Annotated in this window: 17 protein-coding genes; all 17 read right to left on the bottom strand. The window is 62.9% G+C overall.

Features of this window, described 5'->3' with window-relative positions; translation table 11 throughout:
• Window positions 1-23: 23 nt before the first annotated feature.
• The 17 genes from AC1RS8_RS01290 to AC1RS8_RS01210 are packed head-to-tail and all read right to left on the bottom strand — an operon-like array spanning window position 24 to window position 16,460.
• Window positions 24-1,250, bottom strand: coding sequence for a beta-ketoacyl-ACP synthase (locus AC1RS8_RS01290; RefSeq protein WP_090452718.1), 1,227 nt, complete (start codon window positions 1,248-1,250; stop codon window positions 24-26).
• Window positions 1,250-1,978, bottom strand: coding sequence for a 3-oxoacyl-ACP reductase FabG (gene fabG, locus AC1RS8_RS01285; RefSeq protein WP_489339616.1), 729 nt, complete (start codon window positions 1,976-1,978; stop codon window positions 1,250-1,252). Before fabG ends, AC1RS8_RS01290 begins: the two co-directional genes overlap by 1 nt.
• Window positions 1,978-2,436 carry a hotdog family protein gene (locus AC1RS8_RS01280; protein WP_057712326.1) on the bottom strand — a complete coding sequence of 153 codons (459 nt, stop codon included), beginning with the start codon at window positions 2,434-2,436 and terminating at the stop codon, window positions 1,978-1,980. The genes fabG and AC1RS8_RS01280 overlap by 1 nt, the downstream gene beginning before the upstream one ends.
• Window positions 2,433-3,629 carry a beta-ketoacyl-[acyl-carrier-protein] synthase family protein gene (locus AC1RS8_RS01275; RefSeq protein WP_489339617.1) on the bottom strand — a complete coding sequence of 399 codons (1,197 nt, stop codon included), beginning with the start codon at window positions 3,627-3,629 and terminating at the stop codon, window positions 2,433-2,435. Before AC1RS8_RS01275 ends, AC1RS8_RS01280 begins: the two co-directional genes overlap by 4 nt.
• Entirely contained in the window at window positions 3,626-4,243 is a 618-nt protein-coding gene (locus AC1RS8_RS01270) for a hypothetical protein (RefSeq protein WP_489339618.1), read from the bottom strand. The genes AC1RS8_RS01275 and AC1RS8_RS01270 overlap by 4 nt, the downstream gene beginning before the upstream one ends.
• Window positions 4,243-4,968 (bottom strand): class I SAM-dependent methyltransferase, encoded by a 726-nt coding sequence (locus AC1RS8_RS01265; RefSeq protein ID WP_340312382.1) that lies wholly within the window; start codon window positions 4,966-4,968, stop codon window positions 4,243-4,245. The genes AC1RS8_RS01270 and AC1RS8_RS01265 overlap by 1 nt, the downstream gene beginning before the upstream one ends.
• Entirely contained in the window at window positions 4,965-6,212 is a 1,248-nt protein-coding gene (locus tag AC1RS8_RS01260) for an NAD(P)/FAD-dependent oxidoreductase (protein WP_489339619.1), read from the bottom strand. The genes AC1RS8_RS01265 and AC1RS8_RS01260 overlap by 4 nt, the downstream gene beginning before the upstream one ends.
• A complete protein-coding gene (locus AC1RS8_RS01255) occupies window positions 6,199-7,359 on the bottom strand; it encodes a sodium:proton antiporter (RefSeq protein ID WP_489339620.1) in 1,161 nt (386 codons plus the stop codon). Before AC1RS8_RS01255 ends, AC1RS8_RS01260 begins: the two co-directional genes overlap by 14 nt.
• Window positions 7,356-9,695, bottom strand: a complete 2,340-nt coding sequence (locus tag AC1RS8_RS01250; RefSeq protein ID WP_489339621.1) for an MMPL family transporter — start codon at window positions 9,693-9,695, stop codon at window positions 7,356-7,358. The genes AC1RS8_RS01255 and AC1RS8_RS01250 overlap by 4 nt, the downstream gene beginning before the upstream one ends.
• On the bottom strand, window positions 9,679-10,383 hold the full coding sequence (locus tag AC1RS8_RS01245) for an outer membrane lipoprotein carrier protein LolA (RefSeq protein ID WP_218495226.1): 705 nt from the start codon (window positions 10,381-10,383) through the stop codon (window positions 9,679-9,681). Before AC1RS8_RS01245 ends, AC1RS8_RS01250 begins: the two co-directional genes overlap by 17 nt.
• Window positions 10,380-10,805, bottom strand: coding sequence for an acyl-CoA thioesterase (locus AC1RS8_RS01240; protein WP_057712319.1), 426 nt, complete (start codon window positions 10,803-10,805; stop codon window positions 10,380-10,382). The genes AC1RS8_RS01245 and AC1RS8_RS01240 overlap by 4 nt, the downstream gene beginning before the upstream one ends.
• Window positions 10,798-12,342 carry an HAL/PAL/TAL family ammonia-lyase gene (locus AC1RS8_RS01235; RefSeq protein ID WP_489339622.1) on the bottom strand — a complete coding sequence of 515 codons (1,545 nt, stop codon included), beginning with the start codon at window positions 12,340-12,342 and terminating at the stop codon, window positions 10,798-10,800. The genes AC1RS8_RS01240 and AC1RS8_RS01235 overlap by 8 nt, the downstream gene beginning before the upstream one ends.
• Window positions 12,323-13,264, bottom strand: a complete 942-nt coding sequence (locus tag AC1RS8_RS01230; protein WP_218495224.1) for a lysophospholipid acyltransferase family protein — start codon at window positions 13,262-13,264, stop codon at window positions 12,323-12,325. The genes AC1RS8_RS01235 and AC1RS8_RS01230 overlap by 20 nt, the downstream gene beginning before the upstream one ends.
• On the bottom strand, window positions 13,261-13,995 hold the full coding sequence (locus AC1RS8_RS01225; RefSeq protein ID WP_057712316.1) for a glycosyltransferase family 2 protein: 735 nt from the start codon (window positions 13,993-13,995) through the stop codon (window positions 13,261-13,263). The genes AC1RS8_RS01230 and AC1RS8_RS01225 overlap by 4 nt, the downstream gene beginning before the upstream one ends.
• Complete coding sequence (locus AC1RS8_RS01220; RefSeq protein ID WP_489339623.1) at window positions 13,988-15,667, bottom strand: ApeI family dehydratase; 1,680 nt, start codon at window positions 15,665-15,667, stop codon at window positions 13,988-13,990. The genes AC1RS8_RS01225 and AC1RS8_RS01220 overlap by 8 nt, the downstream gene beginning before the upstream one ends.
• A complete protein-coding gene (locus tag AC1RS8_RS01215; RefSeq protein ID WP_218495221.1) occupies window positions 15,664-16,209 on the bottom strand; it encodes a COG4648 family protein in 546 nt (181 codons plus the stop codon). The genes AC1RS8_RS01220 and AC1RS8_RS01215 overlap by 4 nt, the downstream gene beginning before the upstream one ends.
• Entirely contained in the window at window positions 16,206-16,460 is a 255-nt protein-coding gene (locus AC1RS8_RS01210; protein ID WP_007992314.1) for an acyl carrier protein, read from the bottom strand. The genes AC1RS8_RS01215 and AC1RS8_RS01210 overlap by 4 nt, the downstream gene beginning before the upstream one ends.
• Between the last annotated feature and the right edge of the window lie 8 nt (window positions 16,461-16,468).

Raw genomic sequence — 16,468 nt, 5'->3', positions numbered from 1 at the left:
TCCTACAGGGGAAATATTTCAGGTTATGGCCAGCGCTTGAAAATCAGCGACGTATTAACCCCGCCAAACGCAAAGTTGTTGTTCATCACGTACCGGTTGCTCATCTGCCGAAACTCGCCGCGCAGGTAGTCGAGCTTGCCGCAGTGCGGGTCGACTTCGTCGAGGTTGAAGGTGTGGGCGTACAGGTCGCGGTTCATCATTTCAATGCTGAACCACGACTCCAGCGCACCGCAGGCGCCGAGGGTGTGGCCGAGGAAGCTCTTTTGCGAGCTGATCGGCATGTGTTCGCCGAACAGGCTGCTGGTGGCCAGGGTTTCGGCAATGTCGCCCTGTTCGGTGGCGGTGCCGTGGCCGTTGACGTAGCCGATGTCCGAAGGTTTCAGCCCGGCGTCCTCCAGGGCCAGTTCCATGGCCCGGCGCATGGTTATTTGCTCGGGACGGGTGGTGTGCTGGCCGTCGGCGTTGCTGCCGAAACCGACAATCTCGGCATGGATGCGGGCGCCACGGGCCAGGGCGTGTTCCAGTTCCTCGAGCACCAGCATGCCGCCGCCTTCGCCGATCACCAGGCCGTCGCGTGCGGTGTCGTAAGGGCGCGGGCTGCGTTGTGGGGTGTCGTTTTTCAGGCTGGTAGCGTAGAGCGCGTCGAAGACCATGGCTTCGGTCGGGCACAGTTCCTCGGCACCGCCGGCGAGCATCAGCGGCAGGCGCCCGAACTTGATCGCCTCGTAGGCATAGCCGATGCCCTGGCTGCCGCTGGTGCAGGCGCTGGACGTCGGGATCAAGCGACCGGTGAGGCCGAAGAAGATGCTGATATTGGCCGCGGTGGTGTGCGGCATCATCCGCACGTAGGAGTTGGCGTTCAGGCCTTCGGCCACTGAGTTGAGCAGCATGTTGCCGAACGCCTTGATCTCGTCGGTGCTGCCGGTGGAGGAGCCACAGGCGACGCCCATGCGCCCGTCCTTGATCGATTCGTCGCCCAACAGCCCGGCATCGGCCAGCGCCATCTCCGCCGCACCCACGGCAAGCCGCGAAACTCGGCCCATGCTGCGCAGTTGCTTACGGGTCCAGTGGCTTGGCACCTTGAAGTCATCGATGGGGCCAGCCAGGCGCGTGTTGAGTTCGGTAAAACGATCCCACTCGTCCATCCGGCGGATGCCGCTGCGGTTGGCCGCGAAGTTGCCGGCGATGGTGTCCCAGTCGCTGCCCAGTGAGGTGATGCCGGCCATGCCGGTGACGACGACGCGCTTCATCAGCACAGGCCTCCGTTGACGGCCAGAACCTGCCGGGTGATGTACGAGGCTTCCGCCGACATCAGGAAATTCACCGCGCCAGCCACCTCTTCAGGGGTGCCCATGCGTTGTGCGGGGATCATTTTCATCAGTTCTTCCACCGGCACATTCTCGTCGAGCATGGCTGTGTCGATCAGGCCGGGTGCGACACAGTTAACGGTGATTTTGCGCTTGCCCAACTCGATCGCCAATGCCTTGGCCGCGCCGATCAAGCCGGCCTTGGAAGCACTGTAGTTGACCTGGCCACGGTTGCCGATCAAACCCGACACCGAGGTGATGCAGACAATCCGCCCGGCGGCGCGACGACGAATCATCGGCATCATCACCGGGTGCAGCACGTTGTAGAAACCGTCGAGGTTGGTGCGCATCACCACATCCCAATCCTCCTCGCTAAGGGCGGGAAAGGCACCGTCGCGGGTCAGGCCGGCATTGAGTACCACACCGTAATAGGCGCCATGGGTTTCCACGTCGGCTTCGAGAATTTCCTTGCAGCGGGCGCGGTCGGCCACGTCGAACTGCAGGATGCGCGCACGACGGCCCAAGGCCTCGACTTCGGCCTTGACGGCTTCGGCGTCGGCCAGGCCGCTGCGGCAATGCAACACGATGTCGTGCCCGGCCCGGGCCAGGCGCAAGGCGATGGCGCGGCCGATACCACGGCTGGAACCGGTGACCAGTACGGATTCAGTCATCACTGGACTCCTTCGGGTTCATGGAGATATTGAGCGGCCTGGGGTGGGCGGAACACATTCAGACGGGCGGTAACGTGAATGCCGGGGGCGTTGATGTGGCATTCGAACACGCCCATGCCGTTATCGTCTTCCAGGGAGCGAATGCCGTGGATGGTCAACTCGGTGCCGGCCGGAAAACTTTCGACGTTGCATTCGAATTTTCGGCTGCCGAGCAGGAAGCCCAATTCCACCTCATCACCGCGCTGGCGCGCATGGCAACCGGCGAAGGCGGCCACGCTCTGGGCCATCAGTTCGATGCCGACCCAGGCCGGCAGGCTGCCGTCGGGGAGATTGAACAGGCCATCGGGTTTGACGGTCAGGCGCGTGTGAATCTGCTCTTCATCGAACGCCAGGATCTGATCGATAAGAATCATGTCACCCGCGTGGGGCAGCAGTTCGGCGATCGGCCAGTCAATCATGGGGCGTCTCCGATAATCAGGCTGACGTTGTTGCCACCGAAGGCAAAGGAATTGCTCATCAGGTAGCGGGGTGCAATGGACGTCAGGCGAGTGGCCGGGGTCACCCATTGCAGCGGCGGCAATTCGGGATCGGGCTGTCCGTCCCAGACGTGAGGCGGCAGGGCATGCTCGTGATTGTCCGGGCTCAGGCTCAACCAGCAGAACGCCGCCTCCAGCGCCCCGGCGGCACCGAGGGTGTGACCGGTCATGGGTTTGCTCGACGAACAGGGTACGCCAGCCGGGAACAGGGTCGCCACGGCCTGGCTTTCCATGGCGTCGTTGTGCTGGGTGGCGGTGCCGTGCAGGTTCAGATAAGCGATCTGTTCCGGTTGCAGGTTGGCGCGGCCCAGGGCTTTGCGCATCGCTTGCAGGGCGCCACGACCAGTCGGCTCTGGGGCGGAGATGTGATGCGCATCGGAACTGGCGCCGCTGCCGAGCAAGGCAATCGCCTGGCTGTCGGCTGCACGTCTGGTCATCAGGAACAGCACCGCCGCTTCGCCAATGTTGATGCCATTGCGGTTCACCGAAAACGGATTGCAGCGTTGTTCCGAGACCGCTTCGAGCGCCGAGAAACCGTTGAGTGTCAGCTTGCACAAGGTGTCGACACCGCCACACAGCACCGCGTCGCACATGCCCAGGTCCAACAGGCGCTGGGCGCTCATCAAGGCCCGGGCGCTGGAGGTGCAGGCCGTGGAAATGACATAGGTCGGCCCGCTCAATTGCAGCCACTCGGCGAGGAAGTTCGCCGGCGCCCCGAGTTCCTGTTGCTGATAGTCGTACTCGGCAGGGAACTGCTTTTCACGCAGGTAATGCGCCAGGCCCTGGCTGGCCTCGTCGATACCCGAGGTGCTGGTGCCCAGCACGACACCGATGCGGTCGCGGCCGTAGGTCTGGATCGCGCTGTCGATGTCCGGGCGGATTTGCAGCGTGGCCTCCAGCAACAACTGATTGTTGCGACTGTGATGGCGCGACATGTCGGCCGGAATGCTTGCCAGTTTGCCCAGGACCGCACCGACCGGCAGCGTGCGCTGCGGCACCCACCCGGTTTGTTCGCGCATGCCGCCGCAGTCGCCGGCAAACAGGTTGCGGGCGACTTCCTGCCTGTCACGGCCCAGCGCGCAGACCAATCCTAGGGCATTGAGGTAAGCCGTCATGGCGTTTCACCGCTCAGGGGCGTGACTTGATAGCTCGGACCATGCGGTAGCTTCAATTCAAAATTCTGCGGTTGTGCGTAGCGAATGTCCCAGCGCTCGGGCAGGGACCGTTGTCTGCCGTACTGCCAGGCGCCGGGATAGTTGGCCGCCAGTTCCTCTTGCGGCGTCAGCGCAAACAGCAGCGCCGCGAACAGTTCCCGGGCTTGCGGATTGGGCGGCAGGAAACCATCGGACTCCCAGGTTTTATCGATCAATTTCTGGCGGGCCTGGGGAATGCCCAACAGGTCCATCATCGACCAGCGAATACCCGTCTCTTCACGCTGGATCACCAGCACCCAGTCCTGGCGTTCGTCGGCCAGCCCGCGCTGGATGTGCAATTGCAGCGGCAACGGCAGATCCGGGTTTTGCTCGGGCAGCGGCGCCCGGCCGGCGCAGGCGCTCAACAGCAGGGCTACGGCAAGTAACAGAAATCGCATAACGCCGGTTACCCCTGTGGGAGCGAGCTTGCTCGCGATGGCGGCGATACATTCAACATTGATATTGACTGACCCACCGCTATCGCGAGCGAGCTCGCTCCCACAGGTTTGGTGTTTCAAGCGGTTGGCAATGAACATCACTCAGTTCCTTCAAACGGTTTGCGCGCCACCACATTGACCAGGGTTTCTTCCCGTTGGCCAAAGGGTTTTGGCTTGCACACACCCAAGTATTCGAGCAGGCCGAAATCCTTGGCGCGACTCCACCACAGATACGGATAAGACACGTTTTGCGCGGTAAATTCGAAACCTTGCTGGCGAATCATTTGCAGGTACTGCGCAGCGCTTTTCTGCACGTGCATGGGGTGGCGAAACAACCAGCGGATCACCCAGGTATCAATGTAAGCCTCGGTGGATTCGGCGAACAGCAGATAACCGCCGGGTTTGAGTACGCGGTAGAACTCGGCCAGTGCCTGTTCCTGCTCCACCAGGTGATGGAAGGTCTGGTGACAAAACAGCAGGTCGATACTGGCGTCCGGCAGGTTCAGGCTGGCGCAGTCGCCGCCGATCAACTCCACTTCCATGCCCTGGCGGGCCGCTTCTTCGCGGCTCTGGATCAGGCTTTGTGGATCAGCATCGACGCCAATCAGGCGACCGGGCGCAAAGGCCTGGCGCAGCAGCGGGAATGACTTGCCCTGGCCGCAACCGGCATCCAGCAGCACCGGGCTGACAGGCAGCGCTTCGCTGAACAGGTTGTGCAAGTCGTTGATCGCCAACCGCAGCACATAGTGTTGCCAGATCTGGCTGCGCAGGAACCACAAACCGAAACGGGTTTCTTCGACGTAGTTGTCGCTCAAGTAGTTCATGACGCATCCCTTGCACAGAACTCTGAAATCGCCTTCAACCGGCGCCTGGCTTCGCTGACGAACGGATTGCGTCGGTCCCAGGCATATCCGGCAAGAATGGAACTGATCATCCCGCGGATTTCCGGTGAACTGCTCTCATGGAAAATCACGTCCTGGAATGTCCCCGCGTACCAGCCTTCGACATAGCAGCGGAACGTGTCGACGCCGCGCTTGAGCGGTTCGGCGAACTCGGTTTGCCAGTCGACGGCTTCGCCTTGCAGCTGACGGTGCAATACCCCAGCGGCCATGCTCGCCGAACGCATGGCGATGGTCACGCCGGAGGAAAACACCGGGTCGAGGAATTCCGCGGCATTGCCCAGCAGCGCGAAGCCCGGGCCGTGCAGGGTTTTGACGTTGGCCGAGTAACCGCCGATGGTTCGGGCCTCGGTGTCCCACTGCGCATTTTGCAACACGCGGGCCAGGCTTGGCGTCTCGGCGATAAAGCCGCGCAGGCACTCGTCCAGATTGTCGCTGCGGCCTGCGAAACGCTCCTCTGCGGCGACCACGCCGACCGAGCAGCGCCCGTTGCTGAACGGGATGGTCCAGAACCACACGTCGCGCTGGGTCGGATGAGTGGTCACCAGGATCTTGCTGCGGTCGAAGCCCGGGTGGTCGATACGGTCTTCGACGTGAGTGAACACGGCCTGGCGCACCGGGAAGTTCGACGGCGCCTCGAGGTCGAGCAAGCGCGGCAGCACGCGGCCGTAACCGCTCGCATCGAGCAGGAAGTCAGCCTCGATGCGGTACTCGCTACCGTCTTCGCGGCGCACGCCGAGCTGCGGTTTTCCCGGGGCAATGTCGACGCTGACGATGGTTTCGCCATAGCGGATCTCCACGCCTTGCAGCGCGGCCTGATCGGCCAGCAGCTTATCGAAATCGGCGCGCTGGACCTGAAACGTCGTCGATTTGCCGTGGCTGAACGTCTCGCCGAAATCGAAGGCGCTGTAGCGCTCGCCCCAGGCAAACGCGGCACCGGTTTTCAGCTGGAAGCCGGCGGCGTTGACGGCGTCGAGCATGCCCGCTTCTTCGACGAAATCCAGGCAATGGGCCAACAGGCTTTCGCCGATGGAAAACCGTGGAAAATGCTGCCGCTCGATCACCAGCACATCGTGTCCCTTGCGCTTGAGCAACGCGGCGGCGATGGCGCCGGAAGGTCCGGCGCCGATGATCACGACCTGGCGGCATTCCATCTCAACGGTTGGCATGGGGGCTCCTTGCGGGGACAGCGGCTTTCAGTGGGATACGGTGCATGCCGGTCAGGGCTGGCAGCAGTGTAGCGATCAGGCCCATCAGCATCAGGGCAAAGTACAGCGGCGGGCTGATGAGTTGCTGTTGCAGCAGCAGGTTGAGAAAAACGATCTCGCTCAAGCCACGGATGTTCAGCAGCACACTTTCCCGCCAGCGGCTGGCACCCTGGAACGAGGCCCCGGCCCAGCCGAGGCCGAGCCAGTTGCCCAGCAGTTTGCTCAGCATCGGCAACAGCAGCAGGGCGACCAGTTGCATCCAGCCGAGGCTGTCCATCGCGCTGTGCACGTTGATCTGCACGATGCCGAACGTGAGGATCAGCGGGATGGCGATGTATGTCTGCAAGCGGCTCATCCAGATGGCCGGCAACGGCAGGACCAGTGGGGCTTTCAGCGCGGCCATGATCAACACATAGCCGATACCGAAAATCAGTGCATTGAGCTTGAAGTGTTCGGCGACGACCAGCAGGGCGAAAAAGCTCAGGCTGTAAAGCCACGTCTGGCGCAGGCCCAGCAGCCGCAGCAGCACCGGGAGGCACGCGCCGGCCAGGGGCAGCAACAGGCTGCTCAGGTGCAGGCTGCCCTGGGCGATACCGAACAGGGTCCAGCAGGCGAGGTCGATGAGGATCGCGGTTTGCACCAGTCGCCGGGTGGCGGTGGGCGGGTAATCGATGTGCCGCAGGTACAGGTACAACACCGGAATCGCGGTGATGGCGAACAACAGGCCGACGGCCAGCGAACTGATCCACGGTTGCGGCGGCAACAACCAGACGGCCGTGACCAGGCCGCAGGCAAACGGAATGCAAAAGCTGGGCAGGGCGATTTTCAGGCTTTGGCGATCCAGTTGCAGGTCGATCACATCGCTGAGGATGTAGCCCAGCAACAGGGCAAAGCTCAGGCTGTAGAGGTTCTTCAGCCAGCCCGGCGACACCAGCTGCGCACCGCTCAATTGCCATTGGGGCTCGATCCAGAAATACATCAACAGCGGCAAGCCGAGGGTCGCCAGCAACAACTGGCTGACGATGGGAATCAGGCCGAAATGCCGGCCGACACGGGTCGCCAAGGCGAACAACACCAGTGCCATCGCCCAGAACAGAACGACCATCATGTTGCCCGCTCCACGGCCGTGGGCTCATGCACCTGGCGACCGGCCCACGGTGCGAGCAGGAAGCTGAAGATCAGGCCCAGGCTCACCGACAGTCCGAAGTTGCTCACCGCCGGGGTGCTCGATACCGCCAGCAGGCCGAACGACAGCCAGGTGGTCAATGCCGCCAGCAGGGTGCCCAGCAGGCTCACGGCTGCGCCGCCGACCTGTTCGCGCATCAGGATCGCGTAATCGACGCTGATCGCCGTCACCAGCAGCAGGCCGAACAGGCTGAACAGGGTCAACGGCTGCCCCAGCCAGCCGAGGCTGGCCAGGCTGCACAACGCCGCCAGCAGGGGCAGGGACACGATGCGCAACGCGCCGCCGAGGCCGAATGGCAGGATCAGCACCAGCACGATCAACACACAGGAGGCGAGTTTCAGTTCCGCGGCACTGATTTGGGTGGCCGCGAAGACGTTGTTCAATTCACCCAGTCGATCCACCAGTGTCACGCCGGGTAAATCCTCGCCCTGGAGCCGCAGCAGGGCCGTGTTGTTGATGCCTTGCAGGCTGACCATTGCCGCCACGCCGTCTTCGGTCGACCCCAGCCACAGGGCCCGGTAGGGTTCTGCCAACGGGCCGCTGAGCGCTGCTTCGATGTCCACGGTCGGCAATGCCTGAAGCTTTGTCAGCTCGGCTTGCAGCGCCTCGACCGGTACGCCGATTTCGAGCAAGGGTTGCCAGAACGAAGACAGTTTGCTCAACGCTGCGCGCACCTGTTGCTGTTCGTTCGGCGGGCTGACCAGTTGATTGAGCGACAGATAACCCTGGAGCTTTTCCAGGCCTGTCAATTGATCCAGTCGTTCTCTCAGAGCGGTCTGGCGTTCGAGCAGTTGCTGCTGATTGGCGGCGCGTATCAGGAAGAACTGGCTGGTGGGTTGATAACCGGTGATTCGGGCAATGGCCTGGGCTTCGTCGGTCAATTGTTGCGGTGCGCTGATCCACTGGCGGATGTCGTTTTTGCTGCTCAGCTCCAACAGGCCGCCCACGCAAAAGGCGACCAGCAGCGCCAGCAAGACTGGCGTTTTCAGCTGTTTGAGCAGCGCTTCACGACAACCCAGCAAAAACTCGCAAACGCGCAATGGCCACTGCGCCGGGCGCAGGTCTACGCCCTTGAGCAATGCCGGCAGCAGGCACACGGCGGACAAATAGGCGCCGAGCAACCCTGCGGCAGAGAACGCGGCAATCTGGGTCAGTGCCGGGAAGGGTGTCCAGGCCAGGGCCAGGTAACCGATGCCGCTGGTGATCAGGCTCAGGGTCAAGCCCGGCAGGGTCAGGCGCAGGGCTGGCCAGCTGCGCCAGGGTTTGAGGCTCCAGCTCTTGGACAGGTAATGCAGGGGGTAGTCGACCGCGACACCAATCAGGCTCGAACCCAGCACCAGGGTCATCACGTGCATATGGCCGAACAACGCAACGCAGGCCACCGCACCGAAGAGCATGCCCACCAGCACCGGCACGAAGGCCAGCAAAACGCGCCAGCGCCGGAAGGCCAACAGCAGCAGCAACAAAATCCCCACGGTGGCACCGCCGCCGACCCAGGTCATCTCCCGGGCGGCCTGCTGCTGCCCGCTGGCTGCGTACAACAGGCCGCTGGCGGCGAGCAGTTGCACGTCGTGCCGGGCGGCTTCTTCGCGGCTGTGCTTGAGCAGGTCGGCCACTTGCAGCGGCAGGTTCATGTCGAAGGCGTTGCCGGTGGTGCGCGCGCGCAGCAGCACCCAGCTCTTGCCATCGGCATCGGCGACCAGGGCGCCGCTGCCGATGTCCAGTTGCACCGAACCACGTTGCGGCTGGCTGTTCTGGATGCGCCCGGTCAGGCCCAGCCAGTCGTCCTGGCTCGGCACCAGGCTGTAACCGTTGAACGGGTCGAACAACGCCTGCACCCGCTGCTGGATAAAAGTGTCGGGGTGCTCGATCAGAAGTTGTCGGTCCGCCGCCTGGAGCATCGCCAGGCGACCTTGCAGCAACTGCGTGCGCAGCGCCGGCAAGTCGGCTTGCAGGGTCCATTGGACCTTTTCGAACAAGCCGCTGGCCTGCCATTGTTCGCCGAGTGTCTGCGCCATGGCGACGGCCCGCTGGCGATCGCTGTGGCCGACCAGCACCAGCATTTCGCGGTTCAGCGGTTCTTGCATGCGTTGTTCGGCGCGCAGTTCCAGGGCATCGGGCGCTGTGCCGGGCACCAGATCCATCAGGTTGGCCGACAGCGGCGCGCCGTCACGCCATTGCCAACCGGCGAGCGCCAGTACTGCCAGCAGCAGGATCAGAAACAGCCGTGGCAACCACCGTTCACTCGGCAAAGTCATGCTGCTCCGCGTCGCTCAACGGTTGGGTGCTGGTGCTGTCCTGCATGCGCAACAACGTGCTGTCGCCCTGGGTCTCGAGCAGCTCAATGCTGTGTACCAGTTCTGCGCCGGTAATGTTGATCTGGTTGAACACCTGCTTGAGCAGCATCGAGCGTGGCAGCAGCGTGAGCTTCCAGTTCTGCGCGTCGCCGCTCAGGGACAGCTCGAAATCCCGTTGCAGGCCACTGCTATCGCCTTGCAGCACGGCGAGGAACAAACGGTTCTGCTCGGCACCGGCGCTTTTGCCCGGCAGCATTTGCCAAACACTGCCGTCACGTCGGGCAATGCCTTTGGCGGTGATGCGATAGTCCTGTTGCAAGGGCGTTTTCAACAGCCATAACAGGCCGTGGTTTTTTGCCAGCACGAACGTGCCCTTGCTGGTCAGCGGCTGGGGCAGGGCGCGCAGGTGTTTTTCCTGGATGAAACTGCCGTGGATCACCTCGGGTCTGGCCAGTTGATCGCTGAGCTGTTGCAGATCGAAGGCGCTGGCCAGCCCTGGAATACCCAGTAGCACGCAGAACACTGTAGGAGCGAGCTTGCTCGCGAAAAACCTGAGAGCGCCACGGGGTGTCAGATACCCAGCATTATCGTTAACGACCATCGCGAGCAGGCTCGCTCCTACAGGGGAACGGGGATGGCAGAACATCATGGCAGGGCCTTCTCGACAGCGTCGGTGAAGACCTTCGGCGAGGCCAGTTGCATCTCGCGGCTGGCAATGTCGACGGCGACCTGTACCGACATGGCCCGGGTCAGGCGCTCACCGGTTTGCAGGTCGCTGATCAGGTAGTTGATCTTCAAGCGGTTCTCCCACTCCACCAGGTTGGCGCGCACGTTGAGTTTCTGGCCGAACACCGCCCCGCGCACGTAGCGCAGTTGCAGGTCGATCACCGGCCACGCATAGCCGGATTCGTTCATCGCCGTGTAGTTGTGGCCGATCTTGTCCAGCAGCGCACAGCGGGCGACTTCCAGGTATTTGACGTAATGGCCGTGCCAGACCACGTGCATGCTGTCGACGTCAAAGAACGGTACGACGATTTCCGTGTCGGTGTAGAGAAATCCCTTGCTACGCATGCAGCCTCCAGTGTTGTTCGGCGATGCGTTGCAGGCACAGGCGCAATTCGCCTTCCAGTGCGCGGTCTTCGATGACCGGTGGGAAGTCCTTGGCCAAGGCTTCATGCATGGTGGCCAACGCGGGTGGCAGGGGGCGTGCATCTTCGGCCTGGCCGCGCAGCCAGACGCCCTGATTGGCCGCCAGCAGTGTAGCTGCCGCCACCTGTTCGGTGAGTTCCAGCACGCGGATCGCATCCCGGGCGGCGATGGTGCCCATGCTCACTTTGTCCTGGTTGTGGCATTCGGTGGAGCGCGAGAAGACGCTGGCCGGCATGGTGTTCTTCAGCGCTTCGGCAGTCCAGGCGCTGGTGCCGATCTGCACCGCCTTGAAGCCGTGGTTGAGCATGGCGCGGTCGGCCGTGGCGCCCGACAGGTTGCTCGGCAAGCCATGGTTGTAGCGCTCGTCCACCAGCAGCGCGAGTTGCCGATCCAGCAGGTCGGCGACGTTGGCCACGAGGTTTTTCAGGCTGTCCATGGCGAACGCGATGTGCCCGCCGTAGAAGTGCCCACCGTGCAGCACGCGCTCGGCCTCGGCGTCGATGATCGGGTTGTCGTTGGCGCTGTTGAGCTCGATCTCGATGAACGAGCGCAGCCAGTTCAGGCTGTCGGCCAGTACGCCCAGCACATGGGGTGCGCAGCGCAGGGAATAACGGTCTTGCAGGCGATGCAGTGGTGCGGTCGGCGCGTCGATGGCCAGGTCTTTGCGCAACCACGCGGCGACCTGCATCTGCCCCGGGTGTGGCTTGGTCGCGAACAGGCGCTCGTCGAAGTGCTCCGGGTTGCCTTGCAGGGCGACCACGTTCAGCGCGGTGATGCGCGTGGCCAGATGCAGCAGGTAATCGGCGCGGGCGTACGCCAGGCAGGCCAGACCGGTCATCACCGCGGTGCCGTTCATCAGCGCCAGGGCTTCTTTCGGACGCAACACCAGTGGCTGCCAGCCGAGTTCGTGGTGCACATCGGCAGCCTGCCGGCGCTCGCCGCGGAACATCACTTCGCGTTCGCCGGACAGCGTGGCGGCAACGTACGAAAGCGGCGTCAGGTCACCACTGGCGCCCACCGAACCTTCCTCCGGAATCAGCGGCAGGATGTCGTGTTCAAGGAACGCCTGCAGGCGCTCCAGCAGCTCCACGCGCACCCCGGAAACACCGTGGCACAACGACTGCAAACGCGCCGCCAGTACCGCGCGGGTGGCCTGGGCGTCGAGCAGTTTGCCCAGGCCGCAGCCGTGGAAGGTGTACAGGTGACGGGGCAGCGCCTCGACGTGATGCAGCGGCACCGCGACCACGCAGGAATCGCCATAGCCGGTGGTTACGCCGTAGATCACGCCTTCCTTGTCCAGCAGAGAGTCCAGAAAACGCGCGCCCTTGGCGATGCGCTCGCGGTAGGCAGGGTCGCTTTGCAACTGCGTCGGCACCTTGCGGTTGGCCAGTGCCAGCACATCTTCAATGCGCAAAGGGCGTTCGCCGAAGGTTACCGGCTCAAGCGTTGGCGTCGTCATCGGTCTTCCAGAAAGGGTAAAAGTTGAACCATTGTTGGGGCGCTTCGAGGCAATAGTGACCCAAGCGTTCGGCGTAGCGGGAGGCCCACTGATGAATGACCTGTTCACGGTCGCTGCGCTTCCAGGTGATTGCGTCAGCGAAGGGTTCAATGGTCAGTCGATAGTCGCCGTCGGGCTTTTTCAGGCACAGCAGCAGGTTGACCGGGCATTTCAGCAGGCCGGCCAGCAGCCACGGGCCCTGGGGGAACCTGGCCGGATGACCGAGAAAGTCCACGGTCACGCAGCGCCCGCCATGCAGCGGCACTCGGTCGCCGGCAATCGCCAGCCACTCGCCGCGTTCCAGGCGCTCGCTCAGTTGCAGCATGATCCCGGGGTCCAGTTCGCTGACCTGGATCAGGCGCAAATTGGTCGCCCCGGCTTCGCCCAGCAAACGGTTGAACTGTTCGGCGTGCTTGGTGTGCACCAGCACGTTCATCGTGACTTTCTCGCCGAGCTCCGCCAGTGCGCGGCAGACTTCCAGATTACCCAGGTGCGCGCCCACCAGCATTTGCCCGCGGGCGCCGCGCAACTGGTCGCGCAGCAGCGCCGGGTCGATGATTTCGATCTGTTCGATGCTCAGCTTGCCGTTCCATACGTCGAGTTTGTCGAGCATGGAATCGGCGAAAGCCATGAACTGGCCGAACACTCGCCAGTGGCTCGGGCGCAGTTCGCTGCGACCGCTCCAGTCGGCCAGGCGTTGCTGGTATTGCCAGGCGCTGTGTCGGGCGCTGCGGCCGAACAGGAAAAAGTACAACACGATGCCGTACAACACTGGGCTCAGTACTCGACGGCCCAGCACTTTGGCACCGAACGCGGTGAGCTTCATCAGCCAGAAACTGCCCCGTTCTTCGCGGTCGGCCCAATGCTGCTTGTCTGAACTCATGCCCGCCACCGTCGCCAGAGGATCACTGGCGCGCGCAGCAACATGCCGAAGAACAGCCGCGTGTGCATGCTGGAAATCAGGACGTTGTCGTGGAACATCCGAAAATGCGAAACGCCGTCCAGCGGGTAATGGACTTTGGTTTGCAGCCATTGCATCGGCTGATTGCGCCAGGTCAGGCGCACCAGGATGTCCGAGTCGAAGTCCATGCGCTTGCCGATTTTCGCTGACTCGATCACCGCCAGGACCGGCGGCAATGGGTAAACCCGGAAACCGCACATGGAGTCGCGAATCTGCAATGACAGGGTGTTGATCCAGACCATGACGTGAGTCAGGTAGCGCGCATACAAACGGCCTTTCGGCACGCTGGCGTCATATTGCGGATAGCCGCAAATCAACGCTCGTGGGTAGCGGCGTGATTGTTCGATGAAACGCCTGACGTCCTGCAAATCGTGCTGGCCATCTGCATCCACCTGCAAGGCATGGCTGAAACCCAGGCGCGAAGCTTCGCGCAAACCGGTCATGACCGCGCCACCCTTGCCCTGGTTTTCGGCCAGCCGGATCAGGTAAACCATTTCACGCTGGGCCAGGCGATCCAGCACCCGGGCGCAGCTCGGGCTGCTGGCATCGTCCACCAGAATGCACGGCAGGTTGCTGGCGATCAGGGCATCGACCACCGTGGTGATGGCGCTTTCGTGGTTGTACACGGGGACGACGGCGCAGGGGCTATGCATGCTCCGCCTCCAGCAAGATCCGCCCGCTTGAGCAGGTGGCGGTTTCGTTGCGATAGGCGAAATACAATTTGCCGCGCGCCGGGTCGTAGCGCAGGTGCAGCTGGATTTCGTCGCCCGGGCGCACCAGTTGCTGGAACTTCAAGACTTCCATACCGGCGAATTTTTTCGGCAGGTTCATCAGTTGCCGGCCCAGGCTCAGCGCCCAGTCCACCTGCACCACGCCAGGCAACACAGGCGCCTTGGGGAAATGACCGCTGAAATAGGCCAGGTCCGGTGGCACGGCCAGTTGCAGGCTCCACTCGCCATTGCTTTCGACTTGCTCCAGCACCTCGGGCGCTTTGGGGCGCGGCGCCAACAGCAGGGCGTCGACGTCGGCCTGGGGCAGTTTGCCCTGAGCGTTCAGTGGCAGTTGTCGCAGCAGGCGCCAGCGTCTTGGCAGGGCCAGGGCTTCGCAGTGTTGGCTCAGGTGCTGGCGCAGTTGCTCGGTGAGGCTGCGTCGACCGTGATTGCGCAGTACATGCAACCCGGCCTCGCTCAGCACCAGCAACGCCCCCAGGGAGGCACGGTTTTCCTGAACGACGCCGAGCCGAGCTTCGATGACCCATTCATGGGCCGTCAACGCCTGTTCCAGCATCGGCAGCGAGATGCGTTTTTCTTCCAGTTTGACGATCCGGTCCAGTCGCCCAAGCAACTCGAAGCGACCATCGATGGCGATGCGTGCTGAATCGGCCGTGTGTTCGATTTGACCGACGGGTAAGTACGGCGAAGCGATCAGCAGCGCTCCTTCACTGTCTTGTGTCAGCGTGACATCGGCAAAGGGGCGCCACAGTTCCGCGCCCTGACGCCAGGCGATGCCGCCGGTTTCCGAGCTGCCGAAGATTTCCGTTGGCCATTGCCCCAGACGCTCATGCAGGCTCTGTGCGGCCTCGACCGGCAATGCGCCGCCGGAGGAAAACACCCGGCGTACGGCGCTCAAGGCGGGCCAGTCGAGGTTGTCGCCCATGCGCTTGAGCAGCGCCGGGCTGGCCACCCAGGTGAAGGCCGGGTATTCGCGGCTGGCGCGTTGCAGGTCTTCCGGAAAGGCCAACTGCCGACGCAGGAACGGGCGCCCGGCGCACAGTGGCCAAAGCACCCGAAACAGCAGGCCGTAGATGTGCTGGGTAGCGACGCTGCCAATGATGCACGCCGGGCCCAGGTCGGCGCCCCACAGCTGTTCCAGGGCTTCGACTTCATTGGCCAGTTGGCGCAGGTTTTTTTCGATGCGCTTGGGTTCGCCGCTGGAGCCGGATGTGCACAGGCTGAGTCGGCAGTTATCCAGGTCCAGCGCGGCGGCACTAAGCGGCGGCTGTTGGAGGTCGCCAAGGTGCGCATCGTCGGGCTGATCGCTCAGCCACAGATCAACATCACCCGACCAGCGTTGGCGGGTCTGCGGTTGCAGGTCGGACGGCAGCAGCACACTGACCCCGGCACGCCAGGCGCCGAACAGGGCAATCGCCAGGTCGGCGGCATCCTCAAGGTGCACGGCCATCTGCCGGACACCCCGGGCTTGCAGGCCGGCGGCCAGGCGCAGCGCCTGTTCGCACAGTCGGGCGTGATCCAGTGCCGGAGCAGTGGTTACGGCGCGCTCCGGCTGAGCCTTGAGCAGCAGGTGCTCAAGTTTTATCCAATTCATGGGTGGCCTCGTACCCTTATTCGTATGAGCCATTCAATGGCAAACATCAGGCCTATCAATCCGTAGGAAATCAGGCCGGTGTACAGCGTCCACCAGCTCAGCGGCGCCCAGAGGGTCAGGGCGGCGGCACACAAACCGTTGCAAAGAAAAAAAACGCTCCAGGCGATGGTCACCTGACGGGTATAGCGAATGCCCTCGGCCGGCAATTGCGGCTCGCGTACCCGGGCCAGGCGTTCAACGATCGGTGGGCCGAATGTCAGGCTCGATCCGAACAGCACCAACATGAAGCTGCTGATCAACACCGGATACCAGCGCAACAACACCGGGCTGTCGAACAGTGCCAGCAACAGGCAGAACACAATGGCCACCGTGGCCATCCACAGGCTGCCAGGCCGTCGTTTGCCGGTCAGCGCCCGGGCCAGCCACAGCCCGCCCAGCAACAGCCCGAACTGCCACGGGGCGAAATGCTCCATGCCGAAATACACCGCAAAGGGATACAAAAGGCCTGCCAGCAGCAGGCCGAGGCCAATCAGTCGATTCATGCGGCGGGTTGAACCAGACGGTAGACCGCCTCGACCACGTCACTGACGGTACGCACCGATTTGAATTCTTCGGCGGCGATTTTCTTGCCGGTCTGACGTTTGATGTGATCAATCAGGTCGACCGCGTCGATGCTGTCGATTTCCAGGTCCTGATACAGGTTGGATTCCAGGCTCACACGCTCAGGGTCCAGTTCGAAAAGCTCGACCAAGGCATCGCGCAGGGTGTTGAAAATGTCGTCACGAGTTTGCATGGTCCGGT

Source organism: Pseudomonas sp. GW821-FHT12A04 (assembly GCF_058807755.1).
This window is presented reverse-complemented; position numbering and strand designations above follow the sequence as displayed.

Excerpts from the sequence above, each read along its gene's own strand:
- AC1RS8_RS01290 (WP_090452718.1), bottom strand. The coding sequence starts at position 1,250 with ATGAAGCGCGTCGTCGTCACCGGCATGGCCGGCATCACCTCACTGGGC.
- fabG (WP_489339616.1), bottom strand. The coding sequence starts at position 1,978 with ATGACTGAATCCGTACTGGTCACCGGTTCCAGCCGTGGTATCGGCCGC.
- AC1RS8_RS01280 (WP_057712326.1), bottom strand. The coding sequence starts at position 2,436 with ATGATTGACTGGCCGATCGCCGAACTGCTGCCCCACGCGGGTGACATG.
- AC1RS8_RS01275 (WP_489339617.1), bottom strand. The coding sequence starts at position 3,629 with ATGACGGCTTACCTCAATGCCCTAGGATTGGTCTGCGCGCTGGGCCGT.
- AC1RS8_RS01270 (WP_489339618.1), bottom strand. The coding sequence starts at position 4,243 with ATGTTCATTGCCAACCGCTTGAAACACCAAACCTGTGGGAGCGAGCTC.
- AC1RS8_RS01265 (WP_340312382.1), bottom strand. The coding sequence starts at position 4,968 with ATGAACTACTTGAGCGACAACTACGTCGAAGAAACCCGTTTCGGTTTG.
- AC1RS8_RS01260 (WP_489339619.1), bottom strand. The coding sequence starts at position 6,212 with ATGCCAACCGTTGAGATGGAATGCCGCCAGGTCGTGATCATCGGCGCC.
- AC1RS8_RS01255 (WP_489339620.1), bottom strand. The coding sequence starts at position 7,359 with ATGATGGTCGTTCTGTTCTGGGCGATGGCACTGGTGTTGTTCGCCTTG.
- AC1RS8_RS01250 (WP_489339621.1), bottom strand. The coding sequence starts at position 9,695 with ATGACTTTGCCGAGTGAACGGTGGTTGCCACGGCTGTTTCTGATCCTG.
- AC1RS8_RS01245 (WP_218495226.1), bottom strand. The coding sequence starts at position 10,383 with ATGATGTTCTGCCATCCCCGTTCCCCTGTAGGAGCGAGCCTGCTCGCG.
- AC1RS8_RS01240 (WP_057712319.1), bottom strand. The coding sequence starts at position 10,805 with ATGCGTAGCAAGGGATTTCTCTACACCGACACGGAAATCGTCGTACCG.
- AC1RS8_RS01235 (WP_489339622.1), bottom strand. The coding sequence starts at position 12,342 with ATGACGACGCCAACGCTTGAGCCGGTAACCTTCGGCGAACGCCCTTTG.
- AC1RS8_RS01230 (WP_218495224.1), bottom strand. The coding sequence starts at position 13,264 with ATGAGTTCAGACAAGCAGCATTGGGCCGACCGCGAAGAACGGGGCAGT.
- AC1RS8_RS01225 (WP_057712316.1), bottom strand. The coding sequence starts at position 13,995 with ATGCATAGCCCCTGCGCCGTCGTCCCCGTGTACAACCACGAAAGCGCC.
- AC1RS8_RS01220 (WP_489339623.1), bottom strand. The coding sequence starts at position 15,667 with ATGAATTGGATAAAACTTGAGCACCTGCTGCTCAAGGCTCAGCCGGAG.
- AC1RS8_RS01215 (WP_218495221.1), bottom strand. The coding sequence starts at position 16,209 with ATGAATCGACTGATTGGCCTCGGCCTGCTGCTGGCAGGCCTTTTGTAT.
- AC1RS8_RS01210 (WP_007992314.1), bottom strand. The coding sequence starts at position 16,460 with ATGCAAACTCGTGACGACATTTTCAACACCCTGCGCGATGCCTTGGTC.